Genomic DNA, 23237 nt, shown 5'->3' with positions numbered 1-23237 from the left:
GGTAATTTGTTTACCGGTTTTTTTTGTTTCAGTGAGTTTACGGTTTTAGAGCTGCAGTAAAACAAGTTCTTTCTTTTTTATAACTATCTTTGCCGTTCAAAATAGTAAAATGTTATCAAAAGAAATTCAATTAGAGGTTAACAAAGGAGCGATGCTTCCTTTAATGGAAGAGTTTTATACTATTCAAGGGGAAGGATATCATACAGGTACTGCCGCTTATTTTATAAGGATTGGTGGTTGCGATGTTGGATGCCATTGGTGTGATGTAAAAGAAAGTTGGAATGCTGAACTGCATCCGCCTACAGCTGTAGATGTTATTGTAGAAAATGCAAGCAAATATTCGGAAACTGTCGTTGTTACGGGGGGAGCCTTTAACTTGGGACATGGGTTTATTGACTCAAAAGTTAAAAGCTAACAATCGTAAAACACATATTGAAACTTCAGGTGCGTACCCGTTGTCTGGTCAATGGGATTGGATTTGCCTATCTCCTAAAAAAAATAAGTTGCCTACAGAAACGGTTTATGCAGCAGCTCATGAGTTAAAAGTAATTATTCATAACAAACATGATTTTATTTTTGCTGAAGAGCAAGCAGAATTAGTAAATAATAATGCGATTTTATTTTTGCAGCCAGAATGGAGTCGAAAAGAAGAGATGACTCCCTTGATTGTAGATTATGTAATGAGTAATCCAAAATGGAGAGTCTCTTTGCAAACGCACAAATATTTAAATATACCCTAATGTAAAATGCCAAACATGAATTTTTGTTTGGCATTTTTATCAACTATTTTTGACTATTAAACCAAATTAAACAGAAAGTTTGGCTAGGTAATCATAATGCTCTCCTTCTAATATTAATTCACATTCTAATCCATTAGCAAAAGCGGCATTTTGCAACGTATTGTAATCCAAATATAACCAATTTAGTGGTGTTTCTTTGTCTCCTTTATACGAAATTTCAAAAGTAAGTTCTCCATAATATCCATTTGCTGGAACTTCATATGCGCCATCTTCATCTTTGTCAAACATATATATAAGATCAGAACTGTCAATTAAAATTTGTCCACCAGGCAATAGCAATGATTTTAGTTTGTTGAGAAAATTAGGAAGGTTTTTCAATTTGCCACAAATTCCTGTTCCATTCATCAATAATAATATCGTGTCAAACTTTTCATTGCCTAATAACATAAAATCTTGAACGTATGCTTTTTTAAGCCCTCGAAGTTTGCAAGTTTCAATTGCTTTCTTTGAGATATCGATAGAAGTAACATTAAGGTCACGTTCTTTTTGCAAATACAAGCTATGACTTCCGGCTCCACAACCGATATCAAGAACTTTTCCCATGGCAAGTTGTAGTGCTTTTTGTTCTATTTTGGGCATTTCATCATGAGATCTGAAAAGATAGGCAACGCTCATTTCGTCTTCTTCTGATATTGAAGTTGTTGTTATTAAATCTTCGGGATGGTTATTGGTTTGGAAATCAAATATGGCTTGGCCAAAAAGGTCTTTCATTATTTTTGGTTTAAAGTTGAAATACACGCTCTAAAAGTGTTTAACTTTGCAAAGTAACTTTTTAAAAATTACTTTTGAAACCAACATTAAACGAACTCGAAAAGTTAGCCAAAGATAAGCATAAAGAAAACAAAAAGTATTTTGATAAGCTTAAAAAGAAAGTTCCAAAGAATTTAGATTATGTAATGCAGGATTTGCATGATGCTGAGTTCAAGAAAACAAATTGTTTGGACTGTGCTAACTGTTGTAAAACTACTGGGCCTTTGTTTACCTCTGCCGATATTGAACGAATCGCAAAATATCTGAAGCAAAAACCGCAACAGTTTATAGAGCAATATTTGCGAATTGATGAGGAGCAAGATTATGTGTTGCAATCTGTTCCATGTACATTTTTGGACCATGAGAATGCTTGTATGATTTATGATGTCAGACCTAAAGCATGTAGAGAGTTCCCTCATACGGATAGGAAAAAGTTTCAACAAATTGCAAATCTTACTTTAAAAAATATTCCAATCTGTCCTGCTACATATAATATAGTGGAAGAAATGAAAAAGAAGTTGCCACTCTAATTAAAATGTTAAAGAGTATTTCTTGCGTATATTCGCTTTATAATAAAATAAAACTCAAAATTTGAATTTAGAATATTTCATAGCCAAGAGATTAGTCACTGCTAAAGATAATAAAAGCAGTATATCAGCTCCGATAATCCGTATCGCTATAGCTGCCATCGCTATAGGAATGATTATGATGATAGTTTCTGTTGCCACAGGTGTTGGTTTGCAACAAAAAATAAGAGAAAAAGTATCGGCCTTTAATGGTCATATTTTGATTTCTAATTTTGATAGTAACGAGTCTAATTCTAATTTAACTCCTATCTCAATCCAACAAGACTTTTATCCTGATTTTAAATTTGTAGAAGGTGTAAGTCATGTTCAAGCGGTAGCTAGTAAGGCAGGAATTATTAGAACGGAATCTGCTTTCGAAGGAATCGTGTACAAAGGGGTAGGGAAAGATTATAATTGGCATTATATTAAGGAGTACTTAGTAGCAGGTAATCTTCCCGATTATTCAAACAAATTAAATGAGGAAGTTGTTATTTCTCAGTTTTTAGCAAATCGACTGCATTTCAAAGTAGGTGATGCTTTTAATACCTTCTTTATGAAGGAAGGTCAGAATAAAATGCCAAATAGTCGTCGTTTTAAAATAGTGGGTATATTCAATTCCGGTTTTCAAGAATTTGACGCTACTTATATTATAGGTGATATTCGACATATACAACGAATAAATAAATGGACTCCAAATCAAGTTGGAGCTTTTGAAGTTTTTGTAAATGACTTTGATGAAATTGACTCTGTAGGAGAGGAAGTTTATCAGCATATTGGCTCTACATTGAATTCTAAAACCATAATAGAAAAATACAGTTATATTTTTGAATGGTTGCAATTATTTGATTTTAATATTTTAGTGATATTAGTCGTTATGATTGTAGTGGCGACCATTAATATGGTTGTGGCCTTGTTAGTCCTTATTTTGGAACGTACACAAATGATAGGAATCTTAAAAGCTATTGGGGCGAGTAACTGGAGTGTTAGAAAAGTTTTTCTATACAATGCAACCTATTTAATATTTAGAGGATTGTTTTGGGGGAATTTAATTGGTGTTACAATGCTGCTCATTCAGCAATATTTTGGAGTTGTCAAGCTCAATCCTGAAAATTATTATGTAAATGAAGCTCCTGTTTATATTAATATAGGGTATATATTGATATTAAATATTCTGACTGTGGGTGTGTGTTTTGTTGTTTTACTTATTCCGTCTTATATTATCACTAAAATATCTCCTGTGAAAGCGATTCGATTTGATTAGAAGCTAATCCCGCTTTCCGTTGCAATCTTTCCTTCAAACGCCGTTTTTTTCTAGGTTCAAAAAGGAGCTTCCGCTGGTCGCTCTTTTAGAACAAGAAAAAAGCGGCGTTTTCAGTCAAGGATTTTCACTACAATCGGGGCTAGGATGAGTTTTAAGTGTGATTAGTGTCTCGATTTAGTTAGTGAGTTACTATTAATTTGGGTTATTGTTTGGCTGTAGATACGGTGAATAGTAATAATTTTGCTATTATGGCTTGTTGAGTTGTGTTTAAATATCTTAATAAAAACTCCAAATTCCTACAAATGTAAAAATATAAACAATGCATTTTCAGCATATTGTAAAAAAGATTAAAAAAAGGTTGTTGTGGGGTATTGTTTAATTGGGAAGACTCACTACTTTTGCACCCGCAACAGCGAATGCGTTCATCGAAATACTGACAGGTTTTAAGAGAAATAAAGAGGGAGAAATTCTTCTAGAAAAAATATCAAAAAAAGCTTGTGAGATTAGGATTTACGTTTTACATTTGCACCCCGCAAGAATAGAGAAGTTCATTGAGTTATTGATAAGAGAGGTTAAAGAAATAGAAATAAAATTCTAAAAAAAAACTTTAATTTTTTCTTGCCAGAAACAAAAGAGTTTTTTACTTTTGCACCCGCTTCGAGAAACACATTAAAATGTGGTTAACGAGGATGAAAAAAAGAAGAATACGTTCCTAGACATATTGAATTGACAGCCGTTTTAACAGAGATGTTAGAACAAAAGAATAAGAGTAATAGAATCGATAGATTCGAATAAAAACCGATAGATACTGAGTCGACAATTAATAGTCCGCCACGGCGGACGCACAATATACGATGAAGAGTTTGATCCTGGCTCAGGATGAACGCTAGCGGCAGGCTTAACACATGCAAGTCGAGGGGTATAGGTTTTCGGACCTAGAGACCGGCGCACGGGTGCGTAACGCGTATGCAATCTACCTTTCACAGAGGGATAGCCCAGAGAAATTTGGATTAATACCTCATAGTATAGCAGTTTCGCATGAAACCACTATTAAAGTCACAACGGTGAAAGATGAGCATGCGTCCCATTAGCTAGTTGGTAAGGTAACGGCTTACCAAGGCTACGATGGGTAGGGGTCCTGAGAGGGAGATCCCCCACACTGGTACTGAGACACGGACCAGACTCCTACGGGAGGCAGCAGTGAGGAATATTGGTCAATGGACGCAAGTCTGAACCAGCCATGCCGCGTGCAGGATGACGGTCCTATGGATTGTAAACTGCTTTTGTACGAGAAGAAACACTCCTACGTGTAGGAGCTTGACGGTATCGTAAGAATAAGGATCGGCTAACTCCGTGCCAGCAGCCGCGGTAATACGGAGGATCCAAGCGTTATCCGGAATCATTGGGTTTAAAGGGTCCGTAGGCGGTTTAGTAAGTCAGTGGTGAAAGCCCATCGCTCAACGGTGGAACGGCCATTGATACTGCTAAACTTGAATTATTAGGAAGTAACTAGAATATGTAGTGTAGCGGTGAAATGCTTAGAGATTACATGGAATACCAATTGCGAAGGCAGGTTACTACTAATTGATTGACGCTGATGGACGAAAGCGTGGGTAGCGAACAGGATTAGATACCCTGGTAGTCCACGCCGTAAACGATGGATACTAGCTGTTGGGAGCAATCTCAGTGGCTAAGCGAAAGTGATAAGTATCCCACCTGGGGAGTACGAACGCAAGTTTGAAACTCAAAGGAATTGACGGGGGCCCGCACAAGCGGTGGAGCATGTGGTTTAATTCGATGATACGCGAGGAACCTTACCAAGGCTTAAATGTAGTTTGACCGATTTGGAAACAGATCTTTCGCAAGACAAATTACAAGGTGCTGCATGGTTGTCGTCAGCTCGTGCCGTGAGGTGTCAGGTTAAGTCCTATAACGAGCGCAACCCCTGTTGTTAGTTGCCAGCGAGTCAAGTCGGGAACTCTAACAAGACTGCCAGTGTAAACTGTGAGGAAGGTGGGGATGACGTCAAATCATCACGGCCCTTACGCCTTGGGCTACACACGTGCTACAATGGACGGTACAGAGAGCAGCCACTGGGCGACCAGGTGCGAATCTACAAAACCGTTCTCAGTTCGGATCGGAGTCTGCAACTCGACTCCGTGAAGCTGGAATCGCTAGTAATCGGATATCAGCCATGATCCGGTGAATACGTTCCCGGGCCTTGTACACACCGCCCGTCAAGCCATGGAAGCTGGGGGTGCCTGAAGTCGGTGACCGCAAGGAGCTGCCTAGGGTAAAACTGGTAACTAGGGCTAAGTCGTAACAAGGTAGCCGTACCGGAAGGTGCGGCTGGAACACCTCCTTTCTAGAGCCTTAGTGTTAGCTTTTAGCACGCTAGGGAAAAAGACGAAGAATCTTTCGGATTTAGAATATTGAGAATTTATTACTCTTGCTGTTAATTTAAAGAAATTGAAAAAAGAATTAAGTAAAAACAGAGTCTCGTAGCTCAGCTGGTTAGAGTACTACACTGATAATGTAGGGGTCGGCAGTTCGAGTCTGCCCGGGACTACTATTTTATACTTAAGAGGAAATTTTAGAGGTTGAGTTACACGAAAAGTGAACCGTTTCAAAAAACTGTTAACTGAATACTGTTAACTGACAACTAGATACGGGGGATTAGCTCAGCTGGCTAGAGCGCCTGCCTTGCACGCAGGAGGTCAACGGTTCGACTCCGTTATTCTCCACAAAGGCCCCTCCTAACCTCCCCAAAAGGGAGGAATACAGAGCAATCGGCTCTCCCCCTTCGGGGGAGCTGGAGGGGGCTTAAAGTTCATTGACATATTGAGATAAGAAAAGTAAAAAATAAGTAGAAAGAGTTTTTTGCTAGTGATAGTAAAAGACAAAAAATAACGGTCATAATTAATTTTATGATTGGTACAATAAGCAAAATAAGGGCGTATGGGGGATGCCTAGGCTCTCAGAGGCGAAGAAGGACGTGATAAGCTGCGAAAAGCTACGGGGATTGGCACACACAAATTGATCCGTAGGTATCCGAATGGGGCAACCCACTATGTTGAAGACATAGTACACCGATAGGTGGGCAAACCCGCTGAACTGAAACATCTAAGTAGGCGGAGGAGAAGAAAACAAAAGTGATTCCGTAAGTAGTGGCGAGCGAACGCGGATTAGCCCAAACCAATGTTGTTAAGGCAATGTTGGGGTTGTAGGACCACGAGATTTTATGTACAAGGAACCGGAAGTTACTGGAAAGTGACGCCATAGAGGGTGATAGCCCCGTATGGGTAACGAGTATAATAAATAGTGGTATCCTGAGTAGGGCGGGGCACGTGAAACCCTGTCTGAATTTGGCGGGACCATCCGCTAAGGCTAAATACTCCTGAGAGACCGATAGTGAACCAGTACCGTGAGGGAAAGGTGAAAAGAACCGTGAATAACGGAGTGAAATAGATCCTGAAACCATACGCTTACAAGCGGTCGGAGCCCTTTGGTGGGGTGACGGCGTGCCTTTTGCATAATGAGCCTACGAGTTAACGTTGCTGGCAAGGATAAGTGGTTAAGCCACGGATCCGTAGCGAAAGCGAGTCTGAATAGGGCGCTTTAGTCAGTAGTGTTAGACGCGAAACCGTGTGATCTACCCATGGACAGGTTGAAGCTTTGTTAACCCAAAGTGGAGGACCGAACCCGTTGACGTTGAAAAGTCTTGGGATGATCTGTGGGTAGGGGTGAAAGGCCAATCAAACTCGGAAATAGCTCGTACTCCCCGAAATGCATTTAGGTGCAGCGCTGGTTATAAGTTATATAGAGGTAGAGCTACTGATTGGATGCGGGGGCTTCACCGCCTACCAATTCCTGACAAACTCCGAATGCTATATAATGTTTACCAGCAGTGAGGGCTTGGGTGCTAAGGTCCAAGTCCGAGAGGGAAAGAACCCAGACCATCAGCTAAGGTCCCCAAATATATACTAAGTTGAAAGAACGCGGTTTGTCTGCCCAGACAGCTAGGATGTTGGCTTGGAAGCAGCCATTCATTTAAAGAGTGCGTAACAGCTCACTAGTCGAGCGGACGAGCATGGATAATAATCGGGCATAAGTATATTACCGAAGCTATGGATTTTGTAGCAATACAAAGTGGTAGGGGAGCATTCTAACAGGGTTGAAGGTTTTTCGTAAGGAGAGCTGGACTGGTTAGAAAAGAAAATGTAGGCATAAGTAACGATAATGCGGGCGAGAAACCCGCACACCGAAAGACTAAGGTTTCCACAGCTATGCTAATCAGCTGTGGGTTAGTCGGGACCTAAGGCGAACCCGAAAGGGACAGTCGATGGACCACGGGTTAATATTCCCGTACTACTAATTACTGTGATGGGGTGACGGAGTGATGAAAGCGCCGCGAACTGACGGAATAGTTCGTTGAAGTACCTACCTATAAGAACCGCAGGCAAATCCACGGTTTTTGGGGAAATACGATAGTACTCGGAGTCTTCGGACAAAGAGATAGTGCGCCTAAGGGCTTCCAAGAAAAACCTCTAAACTTCAGGTAATTAGTACCCGTACCGCAAACCGACACAGGTAGTCGAGATGAGAATTCTAAGGTGCTCGAGAGATTCATGGCTAAGGAATTAGGCAAAATAGACCCGTAACTTCGGGAGAAGGGTCGCCAGCAGCAATGCTGGCCGCAGTGAAGAGGTCCAGGCGACTGTTTATCAAAAACACAGGGCTCTGCAAAATCGTAAGATGAAGTATAGGGCCTGACACCTGCCCGGTGCTGGAAGGTTAAGAGGAGATGTTATCTTCGGAGAAGCATTGAATTGAAGCCCCAGTAAACGGCGGCCGTAACTATAACGGTCCTAAGGTAGCGAAATTCCTTGTCGGGTAAGTTCCGACCTGCACGAATGGTGTAACGATCTGGACACTGTCTCAGCCATGAGCTCGGTGAAATTGTAGTAACGGTGAAGATGCCGTTTACCCGCAGTGGGACGAAAAGACCCTGTGCACCTTTACTATAGCTTAGTATTGACCTTGGATAAATGATGTGTAGGATAGGTTGGAGACTGTGAAGTGGCGTCGCTAGGCGTTGTGGAGTCATTGTTGAAATACAACCCTTTGTTTATCTGAGGCCTAACTCCGCGTTGCGGAGGACATTGCTTGGTGGGTAGTTTGACTGGGGTGGTCGCCTCCAAAAGAGTAACGGAGGCTTCTAAAGGTTCCCTCAGTACGCTTGGTAACCGTGCGAAGAGTGCAATGGCATAAGGGAGCTTGACTGAGAGACATACAGGTCGATCAGGTACGAAAGTAGAGCATAGTGATCCGGTGGTTCCGCATGGAAGGGCCATCGCTCAAAGGATAAAAGGTACGCCGGGGATAACAGGCTGATCTCCCCCAAGAGCTCATATCGACGGGGGGGTTTGGCACCTCGATGTCGGCTCGTCACATCCTGGGGCTGGAGAAGGTCCCAAGGGTTGGGCTGTTCGCCCATTAAAGTGGCACGCGAGCTGGGTTCAGAACGTCGTGAGACAGTTCGGTCTCTATCTACTGTGGGCGCAAGAAATTTGAGTGGATCTGATTCTAGTACGAGAGGACCGAATTGGACAAACCTCTAGTGTATCTGTTGTCACGCCAGTGGCACTGCAGAGTAGCTACGTTTGGAAGGGATAAGCGCTGAAAGCATATAAGCGCGAAACCCACCACAAGATGAGATTTCTTTTAAAGGTCGTGGGAGATGACCACGTTGATAGGCTATAGATGTAAAGGCAGTAATGTCATAGTCGAGTAGTACTAATAACCTGTAAGCTTATGTACACCTTTCCAGTCCGCCACGGCGGACTGGGGAAACTTTCTAGTAATGAATTATTATTTTCTTTATCTCAGTATGTTAAGATATTGTGTAATTGTTCCCGATAGTAATCGGGACCCATTGCAAAACGACCTTAAGGTGGTTATTGCGGCGGGGCTCACCTCTTCCCATCCCGAACAGAGTAGTTAAGCCCGCCTGCGCAGATGGTACTGCAGTTATGTGGGAGAGTATGTCGTCGCCTTTCTTTAAAACCCTGTTTCTAACGAAACAGGGTTTTTTGTTTTATATTCTCGTGCTAACATATCGATACAAAGCTATAAATATATTTGTGTCCACACGATAGGAAACATCGGGAGTACTGCAGTTATGTGGGAGAGTATTTCGTCGCCTTTTTTTTAGCTGAAGCCTGTCTTTTTTAAGACAGGCTTTTTTTGTAGGTGCGAGGTGTCGCTACGCTCGATCCGTCACATTTCTTTATTCTGAATTTATTTTAGAATCTTTTAAAAACCTGTCTGAAAAGACAGGTTTTTTTGTTTTATATGACTAATAAAACGCGTAACTTTATAGAAATTCATTATTGAGAATAATTTTTTTGCTTTAGGGATGTTCTGAAATCTATTAAAATATAAAATTTACAGATGAAAACAAAAATCATAATTTTAATAATTGCTTTTTTTTCGCAGGTTAGTATGGGGCAAAATGGTAATGCAAAACTCATCAAGGGGCAGGTAAGAAACAACTTGATTCCCGTTGAAGATGTAATTGTGTTTAATACCAAAGATAATTCAGGTACTGCTGTAAATGCTTATGGCTCTTTTGAAATTATGGCTAGTGTTAATGATACATTAGTGTTTTCTAGTTTGGTTTTTAAGTCTAAAAGAATCGTTTTAAATGAAAAAGATTTTATCACAAGACAAGTTGTTGTTCCGTTAGAGGTTTTTACAAATGAATTGGCAGAGGTGATTATATTGTCTAAAAAGGAGGTGAATCCAATATCAGGTAGTACGCAAAAAATTGTCGATTTACAATTCTTTGACGATGCAAAATCTTCACCTAAAAACACGGCTATGCCTCCTGATGGCACTATAGATAAGGGAATGGATTTTGTTAGGATTTATAAAGATGTTTTAAAAACATTGCGAAAAGACAATCCGGGTAAGCTTGATTTTTATAAAGATACTACTTTTTCTGATTATGTGATTGCTCATGTAAATTATTCTTTTTTTGCTAATACCTTGCAATTACGAGATGATGAAATAAAATTGTTTCTAGTATTTTGTGAGAATGATTCTAAATCTAGAGCATTAATGAAACCTGATTTAGAGTTTCAATTGTTGGATTTTTTAACTAATAAAAATAAAGAATTTAAGCGAATTACGGCGAATTAAAGCGTTTTGCATTCTTTTTTTTATGAAAAAATTAAAAGAGAAGGAATCAAAAAATGATATCTTTGTCAAATAAAAAAAGAATAATTATGTTTGGCATAGGCGGAGGAGAACTAATTTTTATCATGTTCATAGTGTTAATGCTTTTTGGTGCTGATAAGGTCCCAGAAATTGCACGTACTCTTGGGAAAACAATTGCACAAGTAAAAAATGCAACTAATGATATCAAAAGTGAAATTCAGAAAGGAGCCGAAAATCAAGGGATAGATGCTAAGTCATTGTCTGAAATGACAGGGAGTATCAATACTAAGATTAACAAAGCAACCGAAGATATTTTAGGTGATACAGTTACAAATACCAACAAAATCAAAGAAGATATTGAAGAGGCTGTCGGTCCTATTAAACGCCAAATGTAATGATTGATAAATTATTAGCGCTAGATACTCAATTGTTGATTTTTTTGAATGGTTTAGGATCTGAAAACTATGATGGGTTCTGGCTGTTTATTACCAAACAAACGCATTGGACGCCTTTGTTTTTGTTCTTTTTATACCTTCTTTATAAAAAGATAGGAACAAAACAGCTCTTGTACGTGCTGTTATTTGTTACGCTTTTAATCACTTGGACAGACCAAATAACGAATCTATTCAAGTACAGTTTTGAAAGGTTGCGTCCCTGCAGTAATCCAGAAATTAATACAACTATACGTGTTGTGAAATCCAGTCAATCATTTAGTTTTTTTTCGGGACACGCTGCTAATAGTATGGCAACAATGATGTTTCTTTTTCAAATATTAAGAAAACATTACCAGCATGCCTATTTGATTTTTTTATGGTCCTTCATCTTTGCTTATAGCAGAATTTATCTAGGCTTACATTATCCAATAGATATTTTATGTGGCTTTTTATTTGGACTTTTATCTGGATGCGGATTTTATAAGGTTTATGTAATAGCGCAATCAAAATATTTCCCCATAAAGTAAATTTGAGGAGGAGCTATTTCCAGCTTTCCATTACAATCTTGCACTCAAAAAAACGGTTTTTTCTAAGCCGAAAAAGGAGCTTCCTTCGGTCGCTCTTTTCCGTCAAGAAAAAAGTCCATTTTTGAGTGCAAGGATTTTCATTTCAATCTGGGCTATTGGTGCAAACGTAAAAAATTATAAAACTCTACTAACAGTCAGTCCGTCACGGATTGGCAATAAAACAGTTTCCACTCTAGGGTCGTCCCTCAGTAAGTTGTTGTATGTGACTAGTATCTGTGTGCTTAAATCATTTGGGTGTATTTCTTCTAAAACTTTTCCGCTCCACAATACGTTATCAGACAAGATAATGCCTCCTTTATTCATTTTAGGAACTATCATCTCAAAATAATTGATGTAATTTTCCTTGTCAGCGTCTATAAAAACCAAATCAAATTTTATCTCTAGCGTCGGAATGATTTCTATTGCCTCTCCAAGGTGCTGTATTATTTGAGGTCCCCACGGAGACTTGTCAAAATGCTTCCGTTGAAAATCAATAAGTTCTTCCTTAATATCAATTGTGTGCAAAACACCATTTTCTTGCATTCCTTCACACAAACATAAGGCTGAGTAGCCTGTATAAGTGCCTATTTCCAGAATATTTACAGGACGTACCAGTTTAGAAAGCATACTTAAAACGCGTCCTTGAAAATGTCCGCTGAGCATTCTGGGAAGCAAAATTTTTTGGTATGTTTCCTTGTTTAAGGCAGCTAACAAAGGCGGCTCTTTTTCGGAATGTTGTTCGATATAGTCTTCTAAATCTTGGGAGAGAAAATGCATGTAGAGTTATTTTATGTCAATTTGCTCCAAAGTTATTAAATTATCAAAACAAGAATTCGATAAATAGTCATTAAATTTGCAATATGCAAATAGAGAAAAAAGACATACGAGCTTTAAGCAAAGATCAATTACGTGATTTTTTTGTAGCCAATGGTGATAAATCATTCCGTGGTAATCAAGTATATGAATGGTTGTGGAGTAAAGGAGCTCATAGTTTTGAGGATATGACAAATGTTTCTAAAGGAACTAGAGCTATGCTTGAAGCTAATTTTGTAATCAATCACATTAAGGTTGATACCATGCAGCGTTCTGAGGACGGCACGGTCAAAAACGCCGTTCGCTTACATGATGGATTAGTTGTAGAATCGGTTTTGATTCCAACTCAAACAAGGACTACAGCTTGTGTTTCTAGTCAAGTAGGTTGTAGTTTGGATTGTAATTTTTGTGCTACGGCCCGATTAAAAAGAATGCGTAACCTAGAACCTGCAGAAATTTATGATCAAGTAGTAGCTATCGATAGAGAAAGTAAATTGTATTACAATCATCCACTTTCCAATATCGTTTTTATGGGAATGGGAGAGCCTTTGATGAATTACAATAATGTATTGAAGGCAATTGAAATGATTACTTCGGAGGAAGGACTTGGGATGTCTCCTAAGCGAATTATGGTTTCGACTTCGGGAATTCCTAAAATGATTAAAAAACTAGCAGATGACGAAGTGAAATTTAAGTTAGCTGTTTCACTACATTCAGCAATTGACGAAATAAGAGCCCGGATTATGCCTTTTAGTACTAATTTCTCTTTGGCGGAATTAAGAGAATCCTTGGAATATTGGTACCGAAAAACAAAAAGTAAAATCTCTTATGAATATGTAGTTTGGAAAGGAATCAATGATAATAAAGAATCAGTAGATGCCTTGGTGAAATTTTGTAAGTACGTACCCTGTAAAGTAAATTTAATTGAATACAATCCTATTGACGATGGAGAATTTCAACAAGCTTCAGAAGAAGCAATCAATGCTTACATTAAAGGGTTGCAAAATATAGGAGTCGTTGTAAAAGTACGCCGAAGCCGAGGAAAAGATATTGATGCAGCTTGTGGTCAACTCGCTAACAAAGAAGTATAATATATATAAAATCCCTTTTACGACAGTGTCATAAAAGGGATTCTTGTTTGTGTTTGTATCTTTTATTTAGTCAACGTATATTCAACTGTTATTCCTTGAATTGTTATCGTGGCTTTATTGTCACAAGTTCCATCACCAAAGTCGATAACTCCTTGATTATTGTTTTTAACAATAGTTATTTTTCCACTAACAGGAAAATGATAGACGCAATTCCCTAGAAAACGTAATCTTGGGTCAATTGTGCTCGTAATCGTTGTACCGTTTGGATAACTGGTTGTGTGGTTGCCAGTAACGATAAGTACATTGTCAGTCAATTGCGGTGTGTTGTATCCCTCGATTATTTCTCTAGTTCTAGTCCCTTTACGAGTGTAGATTTTTCCATTTTCAAAAGTAACAGTCATATCAATATTTAAAGTTGATACTGGATGGACTTCGTTTAGATGGGTGGTCGCTTTCTTTGTCAATTCTATAGTTCTGTTTCCTTGAATAAGCCTTCCGTTGTGATAGAAATTTTCTAAAGTATAGGAAAGTGTTTTTGAAGGAGCGCTTAAATCTTTAGAAAAACTAATAATTATTTTTCCTTTGATTGTATTTCCGTTTGCAAGAGTACAACCTGTAGTTCCGAAATCAACAGTTCTGGTGTAGGTGTTGTTAATTAATTCAAAACTTACAACTGCGCATTCAGGTAAGTTTCTAGGGTTTGCTACGCTTGGTTTTGCAGTAGATGCTTGTTGAGTAGCATATTGATCTTCCACAATATTGGATACATCTTCAATGGCTGCATCAATTTTAGATTCGGTTTGTGCATCTTCTATGGTTAGTGGCGAATTGTCAACTGCTTTGTCGTTAGAGTCACAACTGATGCAAAGTCCTAGGGCTAGGGAGCTAGCCAGTATTAATTTTCTTGTTTTCATGATAATTGGAGGTTTTAGGTTAATGATATAGATTTGATTATAAGAACAATAAATGGTTTAATTAAGGGGCGCAAATAATTCTACAATATACAAAAAATAGTAATGAAATAATTATGGTCATAAAAGGATTCTTATTCTCAAGTTATTAGCTATTGTTAGACTGAGTAAATTAATTAGTTATTTTTTTATTAAAAACAGTATATTTGAAATCGAAATGAATGTTACCTCCCAAATAAAACAACCGATCTTTGATGAAATGGAACTTTTTGAAAAAAAGTTTCACGATTCGATGACTTCACAAGTGGCATTGCTCAATAGGATTACCTATTATATTGTTAATCGCAAGGGGAAACAAATGCGTCCAATGTTTGTTTTCTTATGTGCCAAAATGGTTTCTGGAGGAATTGTAAACGAACGTACCTATAGGGGTGCTAGTGTCATAGAATTGATTCATACTGCTACCTTGGTTCATGATGATGTAGTGGATGACAGTAATCGCCGTCGTGGATTTTTCTCCATTAACGCGCTTTGGAAAAATAAAATTGCCGTTTTAGTGGGTGATTATTTACTTTCAAAAGGATTGTTACTTTCAATTGATAATGGTGATTTTGATTTACTGCAAATTATTTCTGTTGCCGTGCGCGAAATGAGTGAAGGGGAATTACTTCAAATTGAAAAAGCACGCCGACTTGATATTACAGAGGAAATTTATTATGAAATAATTCGAAAAAAAACAGCAACACTTATTGCCGCTTGCTGTGCATTAGGAGCTAAATCAGTAATTGATGATGTTGTAGCGGTTGAGAATATTCGAAAATTTGGAGAGCTCATTGGGATGGCATTTCAAATTAAAGACGATTTGTTTGACTATTCCGAGGAAGCAATTGGAAAACCTACGGGAATTGATATAAAGGAACAAAAAATGACTCTCCCGCTAATTCATGTTTTGAATACATGTTCAAAAAAAGAGAAATCATGGCTTATCAATTCGATTAAAAATCATAATAAAGACAAGAAAAGAGTTAAAGAAGTTATTGCCTTTGTAAAAGCCAATAACGGTTTGGTTTATGCTGAAAATAAAATGATTGCATTTCAACAAGAAGCACTGTCTTTAATAGAAAACTACCCAGAAACTGATTATAAAAATTCCTTGATTTTAATGGTGAACTACGTTATTGAAAGGAAAAAATAATAACGGTTACAATTCATTTTTGATTTTGCAATTGCGATTCATATCGTAACTTTGCTTCTTGCAACTTTTAGCCTAATTTATTTTGATTTCAAAAGCTACTATAGATACTGTATTTGAAACTGCTCGTGTTGAGGAGGTAATTGGCGATTTTGTACAATTAAAACGTGCGGGAAGTAATTTTAAGGGATTAAGTCCTTTTTCTGACGAACGCTCTCCGTCTTTTATGGTTTCGCCAGCTAAGGGAATTTGGAAAGATTTTAGTTCTGGAAAAGGGGGAAATGCTATTGCATTTGTGATGGAACATGAACATTTTACTTATCCAGAAGCCATTCGGTATTTAGCTAAAAAATACAATATTGAAATAGAAGAAACGGAACAGTCCAATGAGGAAAAAGCCAATATGGATGCTCGTGAGAGTATGTATTTGGTTTCTGAATTTGCTAAAAATTATTTTCATTCGACATTGTTAAAAACGGAAGAGGGAAAAGCAATTGGGTTGTCTTATTTTAAAGAAAGAGGTTTTACCAACGAAACGATTGAGAAATTCAGCTTAGGATATTCACCTGAAACTTGGGACGCTTTTACCAAAGAAGCCTTAGGTAAGGGTTACAAATTGGAATTTCTTGAAAGTACGGGTTTAACTATTCCTAAAGAAGATCGTCCTTTTGACCGTTTTAAAGGTCGTGTGATGTTCCCTATTCAAAGTATGTCAGGAAGAACGCTTGGTTTTGGTGGACGAATTTTAACTAACGATAAAAAGGCAGCAAAATACCTGAATTCACCTGAGAGTGATATCTACCATAAGAGTAAAGTTTTATATGGAATTTTTCAGGCTAAACAATCAATTGCTAAGCTGAATAATTGTTTTTTGGTGGAGGGATATACAGATGTAATTCAGTTCAATCAATCGGGAATCGAAAATGTGGTGGCTTCTTCAGGTACCGCTTTGACTCCTGATCAAATCCGACTGATTAATAGATTAACAAAAAACATCACTGTGCTTTTTGATGGTGACGCTGCAGGATTGCGTGCTTCCATTCGGGGAATCGATTTGATTCTTGAAGAAGGAATGAATGTGAAAGTCTGTACTTTTCCAGATGGTGATGATCCAGATAGCTTTGCACGAAAATCTTCTTATGATGATTTGGTTGCCTATTTGGAACACAATGCTAAGGATTTTATTCAATTCAAAGCATCATTGTTGATGGATGAGGCTAAGGATGACCCGATAAAAAAAGCCGACCTAATTCGAGATATGGTCCATAGTATCTCTAAAATTCCAGACCGTATTCAACGTGAAATTTACATTCAGGAGTGTTCCCGTATTATGGATATTTCGGAACAAGTCTTGGTGAGTACTTTGGCACAGTTAACTCAAAAAGATGTTGCTGAGATTGAAAAGAAAGGAAAAAAGGAGCAAAAATCTTTTGAAGTAGTTAAAAATGAAAACCTTCAGGCATTAGAGAAAGTAGATGTCTTGTATCGTCTCGAACGCAAAATTATAGAAATTTTATTGCTCTACGGCGATAAAGTGGAAGAGTTTGAGGATACTTTTATGAAAGCTAATGAAGAAGGTGAGGTGGTTAACGTGACTGAAAAGAAAGAGTTAAAAGTTTTTCAGCGGATTTATCTCAGTCTTCAGGAAGATGAAGTAGAGTTGGCTAATCCTTTGTTTAGGGGGATTTTTAATGACTTAATTAATCATTATTTGCAAAATGAGAGTTTTAGTCTAGAACAGTATTTAATGCATTTGCCACCAGAGTTTGCTCAAGAAGTAACAGATATCTTAATGGAGGATGAGAAATTAGTGATGCACAACTGGGAAGGGCAAAACATCTTTCCTAAATTAAAGAATGAAACAATAGCTCAAAATGTAAACGAAACTATTTTAACTATGCGATGGTATTTAGTAGGAAGTATTATTGAAGAATTAAAAAACTCCATATCATCTGATGCAGATAATACGGAGTCTATTTCAATGATTATGGATTATAATACCCTTATTAACGCTTTTTCTAAAAAATTAGGAAGGGTTATGTCTCGTTTTAGTTAGACAATTTCTAGTTTTTTAGCTTTTTCAACTAAGTCAACTAAGTTGGTTACGTTTAACTTGGTTAGTAATCTTAATTTGTAAGTACTAATTGTTTTTTCGTTTAATCCAAGAATTTCAGCAATTTCGTGGTTCTTTTTACCTCCACTCAAATAACGCAACACTTCCACCTCACGGTTTGAAAGTTTTCTGTATAAACGTTCGCTTTTACTTTGCTTAGCAATCAAAGCTAAGTTTTTCTTAACGGTTTCGTTCATAATGATTTTTCCCTGGTGTACTTTTACAATCGATTGACCTAAGGTTTCTAGTTTTTCTTTCTTATGAACATATCCAGAAACCCCTGCTTTTATTGCGTTTGGTGCATAAATCTGTTCTGAAAGTCCACTAAAAATGATGATTTTTGTTTTTGGGAAATTCTTCAAAATTGATTTTATTTCAAATATACTCGCAAGTCCTTCTAACTCAAGATCTAAAATAAGAACATCAATTTCTTTAGTAAGCAGAATGTCTCGAATCATTAAAAAGCTACCTACATTGGCAACAATTGATATATCTGAATGATCTTTGAAGTATGATTTTACTCCAAAATGTACTACGGGTAAGCTATCAGCTAAACAAACTTTTATCATGGTATTTAATTTATTTGTGGTATTTAATTTATAATTTATAGTTATCTGTTTCGTAATGAGGTTGTTGAATGATTAAATAAAGTTAGTTAAAAAAATACAACATTACAAATTTTTCGGACAAAAAATCAAATATTGTTGATTTTGCATACTGGTATTGGGTTCATTTTGTGTTGGTTGGCTTTGTTTAAGCGCTGATAGATAGCAAAAACAATTTTTTCTCTTTCAGAGAAGTTTGTGTCTGCTAGTTTATGTTCGTCTGCTAGCATTGCCCATTCCAATTCATCGTAACTAGCTCCTAGTTGTTCTTCATCTGTTTTTTCATCTCCAAATAGTCCATCCGAAGGTTTGGCTCTTAAAATAGAATCTGGAACTTGTAAATGAGCAGCTAGTGCAAACACATCCGATTTCATTAAATCTGCTATTGGACTAATATCAACTCCGCCATCTCCATATTTTGTATAGAATCCTACTCCAAAATCTTCCACTTTATTTCCGGTTCCAGCAACAAGTAAGCCATGAACACCTGCATGATAATACAAAGTGGTCATTCTTAGCCTTGCTCTTGTATTTGCTAATGTTAATTGTAATTGTTTGTCTTCAAAATCATTTGGTACTTGATTTTTGAAGGTTTCAAAAACAGGTGTCAAATCGGTAGCGATGCTGGAAACATTTGGGTATCTTGCTTTCAGTTGTTCTATATGTTCTTGTCCTCGACTGACATGGTCTTTGTGTTGGTGAATTGGCATTTCGACGCATAATACCTTTAGACCTGTCTGTGCACATAAAGTCGAGGTTAAGGCGGAGTCAACTCCTCCTGAAATTCCAACAACAAATCCATTTACTTTTGCAATTTCAGCATATTTTTTTAACCAGTTGACAATGTGTGTGTTTACTTTTTCAACTAGTATAGTACTTTTTTTAGTCATATTTGTTTCAGTTTTAAAAAGCAGGAATATGTATATTTGCAACCTATTGCTTATTTAGATTGTAAATAGTAGTTTATTCGCGACAAATTTAAAGAAAATAAAATGAAAATATGTTTTATTCCGTTTCTTCTAGGGCTCTTTTTGATTTCTTGTGATAAAAAAACAAAAATTGAAGCGCAAGTTGATGAAATCCCATTAGAAATTAAGGTAGAACGATTTGATCAGGCCTTTTTTGAAACAGAACCTCAAAATTTAGATAAAATAAAAAAGGAATATCCTTTGTTTTTTCCACAAGGAAATGATGATGCAGTTTGGATAGAAAAAATGCAAAATCCATTGTGGAGAGAATTGTATCAAGAAGTGCAAAAGAAATTTCCTGATTTTGATGCTGAAACTTCTAATTTTGAATCTTTGTTCAAATACATAAAATATTATTTTCCTGAAACTAAAACACCTAAAGTAGTTACTGTAATTGCTGAAATGGATTATAATAATAAGGTTATATATGCAGATAGTTTGGTGATTGTGGCTCTTGAAATGTATTTAGGTAAAGAACATCGTTTCTATGAATTTCCGAAATATATAAAACAAAATTTTGAAAAAAAACAAATGATGCCTGATGTAGTTTCTAGTTATTTTAGGTATAAGGTGAAGCCAAATTTAGAAAAAAGCTTGCTTTCTAAAATGATTTATGCAGGTAAAGAATTATATTTAAAAGATATGCTATTGTCTGATGTGAGTGATGCAGATAAAATAGGGTATACTCCAGAGCAGTTGATGTGGTGCCAAGAAAACGAACAATATATGTGGCAATATTTTATTGAAAAACAATTGTTATATAGTGATGATGCTAAATTGGCATCAAGATTTGTAAATCCGGCTCCGTTTTCTAAATTCTATTTGGAAATTGATAATGAAAGTCCAGGTCAAGTAGGAGCGTGGTTAGGGTGGCAAATGGTGCGTTCCTATATGGAAAATAACGAAGTGACTTTAGAGCAGCTTTTTGCTGTAGATGCAAAAGAATTATTTGAAAAATCAAAATATAAACCAAAGAAATAATGGCAAATAAAAATAGATCTGAAATAAATTTTCTAGTTGAATTAGACGAAAACCGCATTCCCGAAAAGCTAATGTGGTCTGCTAAAGACGGTGGAGTTGAACTAGAGGAAGCTAAAGCGATAATGCTGTCGATCTGGGATAGTAAAGCTAAAGAAAGCATGCGTATTGACTTATGGACAAAAGACATGCCTGTGGATGAAATGAAGGTTTTCTTTCATCAAACCTTAGTTGCAATGACGGATACTTTTCATCGTGCAACTGGAGATGAAAAAATGTCGGCTACAATGAAAGATTTCTGTGAGTATTTTGCAGAAAAATTAGAATTAACAGGGGAGAAGTAATGTTCGGGAAGTAGTACACTTCTTTGTGTGTGGGAATTTTTTTTTAGTTGTGTTGTACTTGGACATTTTTTAGATTAGTAGGTTTTTACATCATAATACTTTATTAGAAATTGACTGATGGTAAGGAATTAAATTACGAATAGTGTTTTTAAATTTAATTTTTTATCGTAACTTGTTAGTGTTTAATCTAATAATCTTAAATTATGAAAAAATCTATATTATTTTTATTCGGTGTTGTACTGTTAACCGTATTAATGGTTTCATGTAATAAAAAAAGAAAAAAACTGGTTGATTCGTGGAAAGTAACAGAAGTTGTAGCCAAAGTACCAGTTTCAGATTCTATTAAAGATGATATTTTAGCAAGAGGAGTATTAACTTTTACAGATGATGGTTATGTAAGTGGTCATCTAGAAAGAGATTTTGTTGATGGGCTATATATATTGACCAAAAAAGGCAGAAGTTTGACAATTAAGGATGAAACAGGGACTCCTTTTACCTACGAAAGTATAATTGAAAGCGATAAAATGATTTTAGAGGATGAGGAATTTAAAATTACGCTTTTGAAAAATTAAACTTCAGAGTACTTGCTTTGAGTTTTTTTGTGTACACAAGCGAGATTGTATTATCGTAAGCAATGATTGTTTGATCTACATCGCATTAATAAAGAAACCCCAAAAACAAATCATTTGCTTTTGGGGTTTCTTTATTTTTGTATATCTAAAATGGACTATTGTTATTCTTAAATACGTCTTGATTGACATCATCTATAAATTGTAATAATTCTTCCTTTCCAGTGTTTTCTGTGGAAGAGGTTACAAAATATTGAGGCATTTCGGCCCAGTTATTTGCAAACATATTTTTCTTATAGGCGGCGATATGGGAATCGATTTTGGTTTTACTGATTTTATCGGCTTTGGTAAATATAATGCAAAACGGAATTTCGCTTTCTCCCATATAGGACATGAATTCAATGTCTATAGCTTGTGCCTCATGGCGAATATCAATAAGCACAAAAGCACATACCAATTGTTGTCTGTTTTCAAAATAATCCGTGATGAACTGTTGAAAAACGGATTTTGTTTTCTTAGAAACTTTAGCATAACCATAACCTGGTAAATCAACTAAAAACCAGTTTTTGTTTATTAAAAAGTGATTGATTAACTGAGTCTTTCCAGGTCTTCCAGATGTTTTGGCCAGTTTTTTTTGATTGGTTAACATATTGATTAAAGAAGACTTTCCTACGTTTGACCTACCAATAAAAGCGTATTCTGGTAAAAAATCTTTTGGACATTTTGAAGCGTCAGAATTGCTGACTATAAATTCGGCGGTATTGATTTTCATACTATGATCATATTAAAGAGCAAAGAAACGATTTTTAAATTTAGTCCAAAAAATAACCATTAAGAATTTTAGCTTTAAAAGGTTCAAGGGCTAAAAAATCCTAATGGTTAAAATGTTGATTTGTTTCTTTTGTTTAAAAAAAAGAGGCTATAAGTTGGTTTTAGTAAGCCATTCTTCCAGTAATTGGTTGAATTCTTCTGGTTGTTCCATCATTGCGGCATGTCCGCATTTGTCTATCCAGTACAAGCTTGAATTAGGGAGTAAGCTGTTGAATTCTAACGCAACATCAGGAGGGGTAACCTTGTCATTTTTTCCCCAAATAATACAGGTTTGTACATGCATTTTTGGTAAATCTTTTGCCATATTGTGACGAATCGCACTTTTGGCAATTGTTAATGTTTTGATGAGTTTGATGCGGTCATTGACAGAGGCGTATACTTCGTCTATCAATTCAGGTGTTGCTACTTTAGGGTCGTAAAATACATCTTCAGCTTTCTTTTTGATGTATTCGTAATCACCTCTTTTAGGGTAGCTATCTCCCATAGCGCTTTCGTAAAGCCCTGAGCTACCTGTAATCACAAGTCCTGCAACTTTTTCAGGATACATTTTGGTATGGTACAAAGCAATGTGTCCTCCAAGAGAATTTCCTAGTAATATAACGCGGTCAAATCCTTTAAATGTGATAAAGTCTTTGACGTATTTCGCAAAACTTTTTACGTTTGTTTTAAGTATGCTTTGTGTGTAAATAGGCAAGTCTGGAATGACAATTTTATATCCTTTTTCTGAGAAGTGGCTAGCGACTGCGTCAAAGTTACTTAGTCCTCCCATAAGACCGTGTAAAATTACAATAGGAGTGCCCTCCCCAGCTTCATAATAGCTATATCTACCTTCTTTCTTGTAGTGCTTTTCCATGTTATTTATTCCAGATTTCAATTTTGACAAATATAGGATTTAATAAGTAAATATGAATTTTTGGTACTCTTTTTTGGGTGTAATATTTATTGAAGGATTTTATTTGCTAAAATAAACTTTTTGAAGCGGATTTAGTTTTGTGTGTTATTGATGAAAATGAAGTGTAATAGTTAAAATTTTACAAATTGTTTAAACCTTTTTTTGAGGCTGATGAATATTCTTACTACCTCATAAATGATAGGCTAATGAGTTGACCCTCCAAAAATTAAGCTCTTGTAGTTGAAAGTGGTTAAACTTATCAACAAAGTGGTATTATGTGGTAAATTGTGGTAAAATTTTTTATATTTTTGCTTAAATCATTTCATTAAATA

General features: G+C 36.5%; 18 protein-coding genes, 2 tRNA genes, 3 rRNA genes and 1 pseudogene. 17 read left to right on the top strand and 7 right to left on the bottom strand.

The features are described 5' to 3' along the window. The first annotated feature begins 109 nt into the window (after nt 1–109). A pseudogene (locus ACNH59_RS03145) lies at nt 110–740 on the top strand (7-carboxy-7-deazaguanine synthase QueE). Between the two features lie 66 nt (nt 741–806). Here the strand turns inward: ACNH59_RS03145 and ACNH59_RS03140 are convergent. Then, the gene (locus tag ACNH59_RS03140; protein WP_418263982.1) at nt 807–1511 is read right to left on the bottom strand and encodes a class I SAM-dependent methyltransferase; all 705 of its coding nucleotides are present in this window, start codon (nt 1509–1511) and stop codon (nt 807–809) included. 74 nt (nt 1512–1585) lie between these two features. On the opposite strand from ACNH59_RS03140, the gene ACNH59_RS03135 reads away from it, so the two are divergent. From ACNH59_RS03135 to ACNH59_RS03090, 10 genes are all read left to right on the top strand, one after another. Then, nucleotides 1586–2080, top strand: a complete 495-nt coding sequence (locus ACNH59_RS03135; protein WP_418263981.1) for a YkgJ family cysteine cluster protein — start codon at nt 1586–1588, stop codon at nt 2078–2080. A 61-nt stretch (nt 2081–2141) separates the two neighbouring features. After that, nucleotides 2142–3377, top strand: a complete 1236-nt coding sequence (locus ACNH59_RS03130) for an ABC transporter permease (RefSeq protein WP_418263980.1) — start codon at nt 2142–2144, stop codon at nt 3375–3377. A gap of 851 nt (nt 3378–4228) precedes the next feature. Next, a 16S ribosomal RNA gene (locus tag ACNH59_RS03125) occupies nt 4229–5742 on the top strand. A gap of 130 nt (nt 5743–5872) precedes the next feature. Further along, nucleotides 5873–5946 (top strand) — tRNA-Ile (locus tag ACNH59_RS03120). A 101-nt stretch (nt 5947–6047) separates the two neighbouring features. Next, nucleotides 6048–6121, top strand: a tRNA-Ala gene (locus ACNH59_RS03115). A 193-nt stretch (nt 6122–6314) separates the two neighbouring features. Next, nucleotides 6315–9197 (top strand): 23S ribosomal RNA (locus tag ACNH59_RS03110). Nucleotides 9198–9326: 129 nt separating this feature from the next. Beyond that, nucleotides 9327–9436, top strand: a 5S ribosomal RNA gene (gene rrf, locus ACNH59_RS03105). Together the 16S, 23S and 5S rRNA genes with 2 tRNA genes alongside form the textbook arrangement of a ribosomal RNA operon. Before the next feature lie 394 nt (nt 9437–9830). Next, nucleotides 9831–10580: a hypothetical protein gene (locus tag ACNH59_RS03100; protein ID WP_418263979.1), complete on the top strand. Its 750-nt coding sequence runs from the start codon at nt 9831–9833 to the stop codon at nt 10578–10580. Nucleotides 10581–10666: 86 nt separating this feature from the next. Then, the gene (locus ACNH59_RS03095) at nt 10667–10993 is read left to right on the top strand and encodes a Sec-independent protein translocase subunit TatA/TatB (protein ID WP_418263978.1); all 327 of its coding nucleotides are present in this window, start codon (nt 10667–10669) and stop codon (nt 10991–10993) included. After that, on the top strand, nt 10993–11559 hold the full coding sequence (locus ACNH59_RS03090) for a phosphatase PAP2 family protein (protein WP_418263977.1): 567 nt from the start codon (nt 10993–10995) through the stop codon (nt 11557–11559). The genes ACNH59_RS03095 and ACNH59_RS03090 overlap by 1 nt, the downstream gene beginning before the upstream one ends. 174 nt (nt 11560–11733) lie before the next feature. Here ACNH59_RS03090 and ACNH59_RS03085 read toward each other — a convergent pair whose 3' ends face one another. Further along, the gene (locus tag ACNH59_RS03085) at nt 11734–12375 is read right to left on the bottom strand and encodes an O-methyltransferase (protein WP_418263976.1); all 642 of its coding nucleotides are present in this window, start codon (nt 12373–12375) and stop codon (nt 11734–11736) included. Nucleotides 12376–12458: 83 nt separating this feature from the next. Between ACNH59_RS03085 and rlmN the strand changes: the two genes are divergently transcribed. Further along, nucleotides 12459–13502 carry a 23S rRNA (adenine(2503)-C(2))-methyltransferase RlmN gene (rlmN, locus tag ACNH59_RS03080; protein WP_418263975.1) on the top strand — a complete coding sequence of 348 codons (1044 nt, stop codon included), beginning with the start codon at nt 12459–12461 and terminating at the stop codon, nt 13500–13502. Nucleotides 13503–13564: 62 nt separating this feature from the next. Here the strand turns inward: rlmN and ACNH59_RS03075 are convergent, their stop codons facing one another. Continuing rightward, nucleotides 13565–14416, bottom strand: a complete 852-nt coding sequence (locus ACNH59_RS03075; RefSeq protein ID WP_418263974.1) for a hypothetical protein — start codon at nt 14414–14416, stop codon at nt 13565–13567. Nucleotides 14417–14630: 214 nt separating this feature from the next. Here ACNH59_RS03075 and ACNH59_RS03070 point away from each other — a divergent pair, with 214 nt between their 5' ends. Next, on the top strand, nt 14631–15608 hold the full coding sequence (locus ACNH59_RS03070; RefSeq protein ID WP_418263973.1) for a polyprenyl synthetase family protein: 978 nt from the start codon (nt 14631–14633) through the stop codon (nt 15606–15608). A gap of 82 nt (nt 15609–15690) precedes the next feature. Continuing rightward, on the top strand, nt 15691–17661 hold the full coding sequence (dnaG, locus tag ACNH59_RS03065) for a DNA primase (RefSeq protein ID WP_418263972.1): 1971 nt from the start codon (nt 15691–15693) through the stop codon (nt 17659–17661). Here the strand turns inward: dnaG and ACNH59_RS03060 are convergent. Beyond that, complete coding sequence (locus tag ACNH59_RS03060; protein WP_418263971.1) at nt 17658–18287, bottom strand: LuxR C-terminal-related transcriptional regulator; 630 nt, start codon at nt 18285–18287, stop codon at nt 17658–17660. The genes dnaG and ACNH59_RS03060 overlap by 4 nt on opposite strands. A 125-nt stretch (nt 18288–18412) precedes the next feature. Further along, nucleotides 18413–19213 carry an NAD(+) synthase gene (gene nadE / locus ACNH59_RS03055; protein WP_418263970.1) on the bottom strand — a complete coding sequence of 267 codons (801 nt, stop codon included), beginning with the start codon at nt 19211–19213 and terminating at the stop codon, nt 18413–18415. Nucleotides 19214–19315: 102 nt separating this feature from the next. On the opposite strand from nadE, the gene gldB reads away from it, so the two are divergent. From gldB to ACNH59_RS03040, 3 genes are all read left to right on the top strand, one after another. After that, on the top strand, nt 19316–20272 hold the full coding sequence (gene gldB, locus ACNH59_RS03050; RefSeq protein ID WP_418263969.1) for a gliding motility lipoprotein GldB: 957 nt from the start codon (nt 19316–19318) through the stop codon (nt 20270–20272). Beyond that, complete coding sequence (gene gldC, locus ACNH59_RS03045) at nt 20272–20613, top strand: gliding motility protein GldC (protein ID WP_418263968.1); 342 nt, start codon at nt 20272–20274, stop codon at nt 20611–20613. Before gldB ends, gldC begins: the two co-directional genes overlap by 1 nt. A gap of 203 nt (nt 20614–20816) precedes the next feature. Next, nucleotides 20817–21185 (top strand): hypothetical protein, encoded by a 369-nt coding sequence (locus ACNH59_RS03040; protein ID WP_418263967.1) that lies wholly within the window; start codon nt 20817–20819, stop codon nt 21183–21185. Between the two features lie 145 nt (nt 21186–21330). Here the strand turns inward: ACNH59_RS03040 and yihA are convergent, their stop codons facing one another. Further along, nucleotides 21331–21954, bottom strand: coding sequence for a ribosome biogenesis GTP-binding protein YihA/YsxC (yihA, locus tag ACNH59_RS03035; protein WP_418263966.1), 624 nt, complete (start codon nt 21952–21954; stop codon nt 21331–21333). 147 nt (nt 21955–22101) lie between these two features. Beyond that, entirely contained in the window at nt 22102–22866 is a 765-nt protein-coding gene (locus tag ACNH59_RS03030; protein WP_418263965.1) for an alpha/beta fold hydrolase, read from the bottom strand. Nucleotides 22867–23237: the final 371 nt, after the last annotated feature.

Origin of the sequence: Flavobacterium faecale (genome assembly GCF_048320115.1) — a bacterium.
Lineage (GTDB): Bacteria > Bacteroidota > Bacteroidia > Flavobacteriales > Flavobacteriaceae > Flavobacterium > Flavobacterium faecale_A.
Note: the sequence above shows the minus strand (reverse complement) of the source record. Positions and strands in the feature narration are given on the sequence as shown.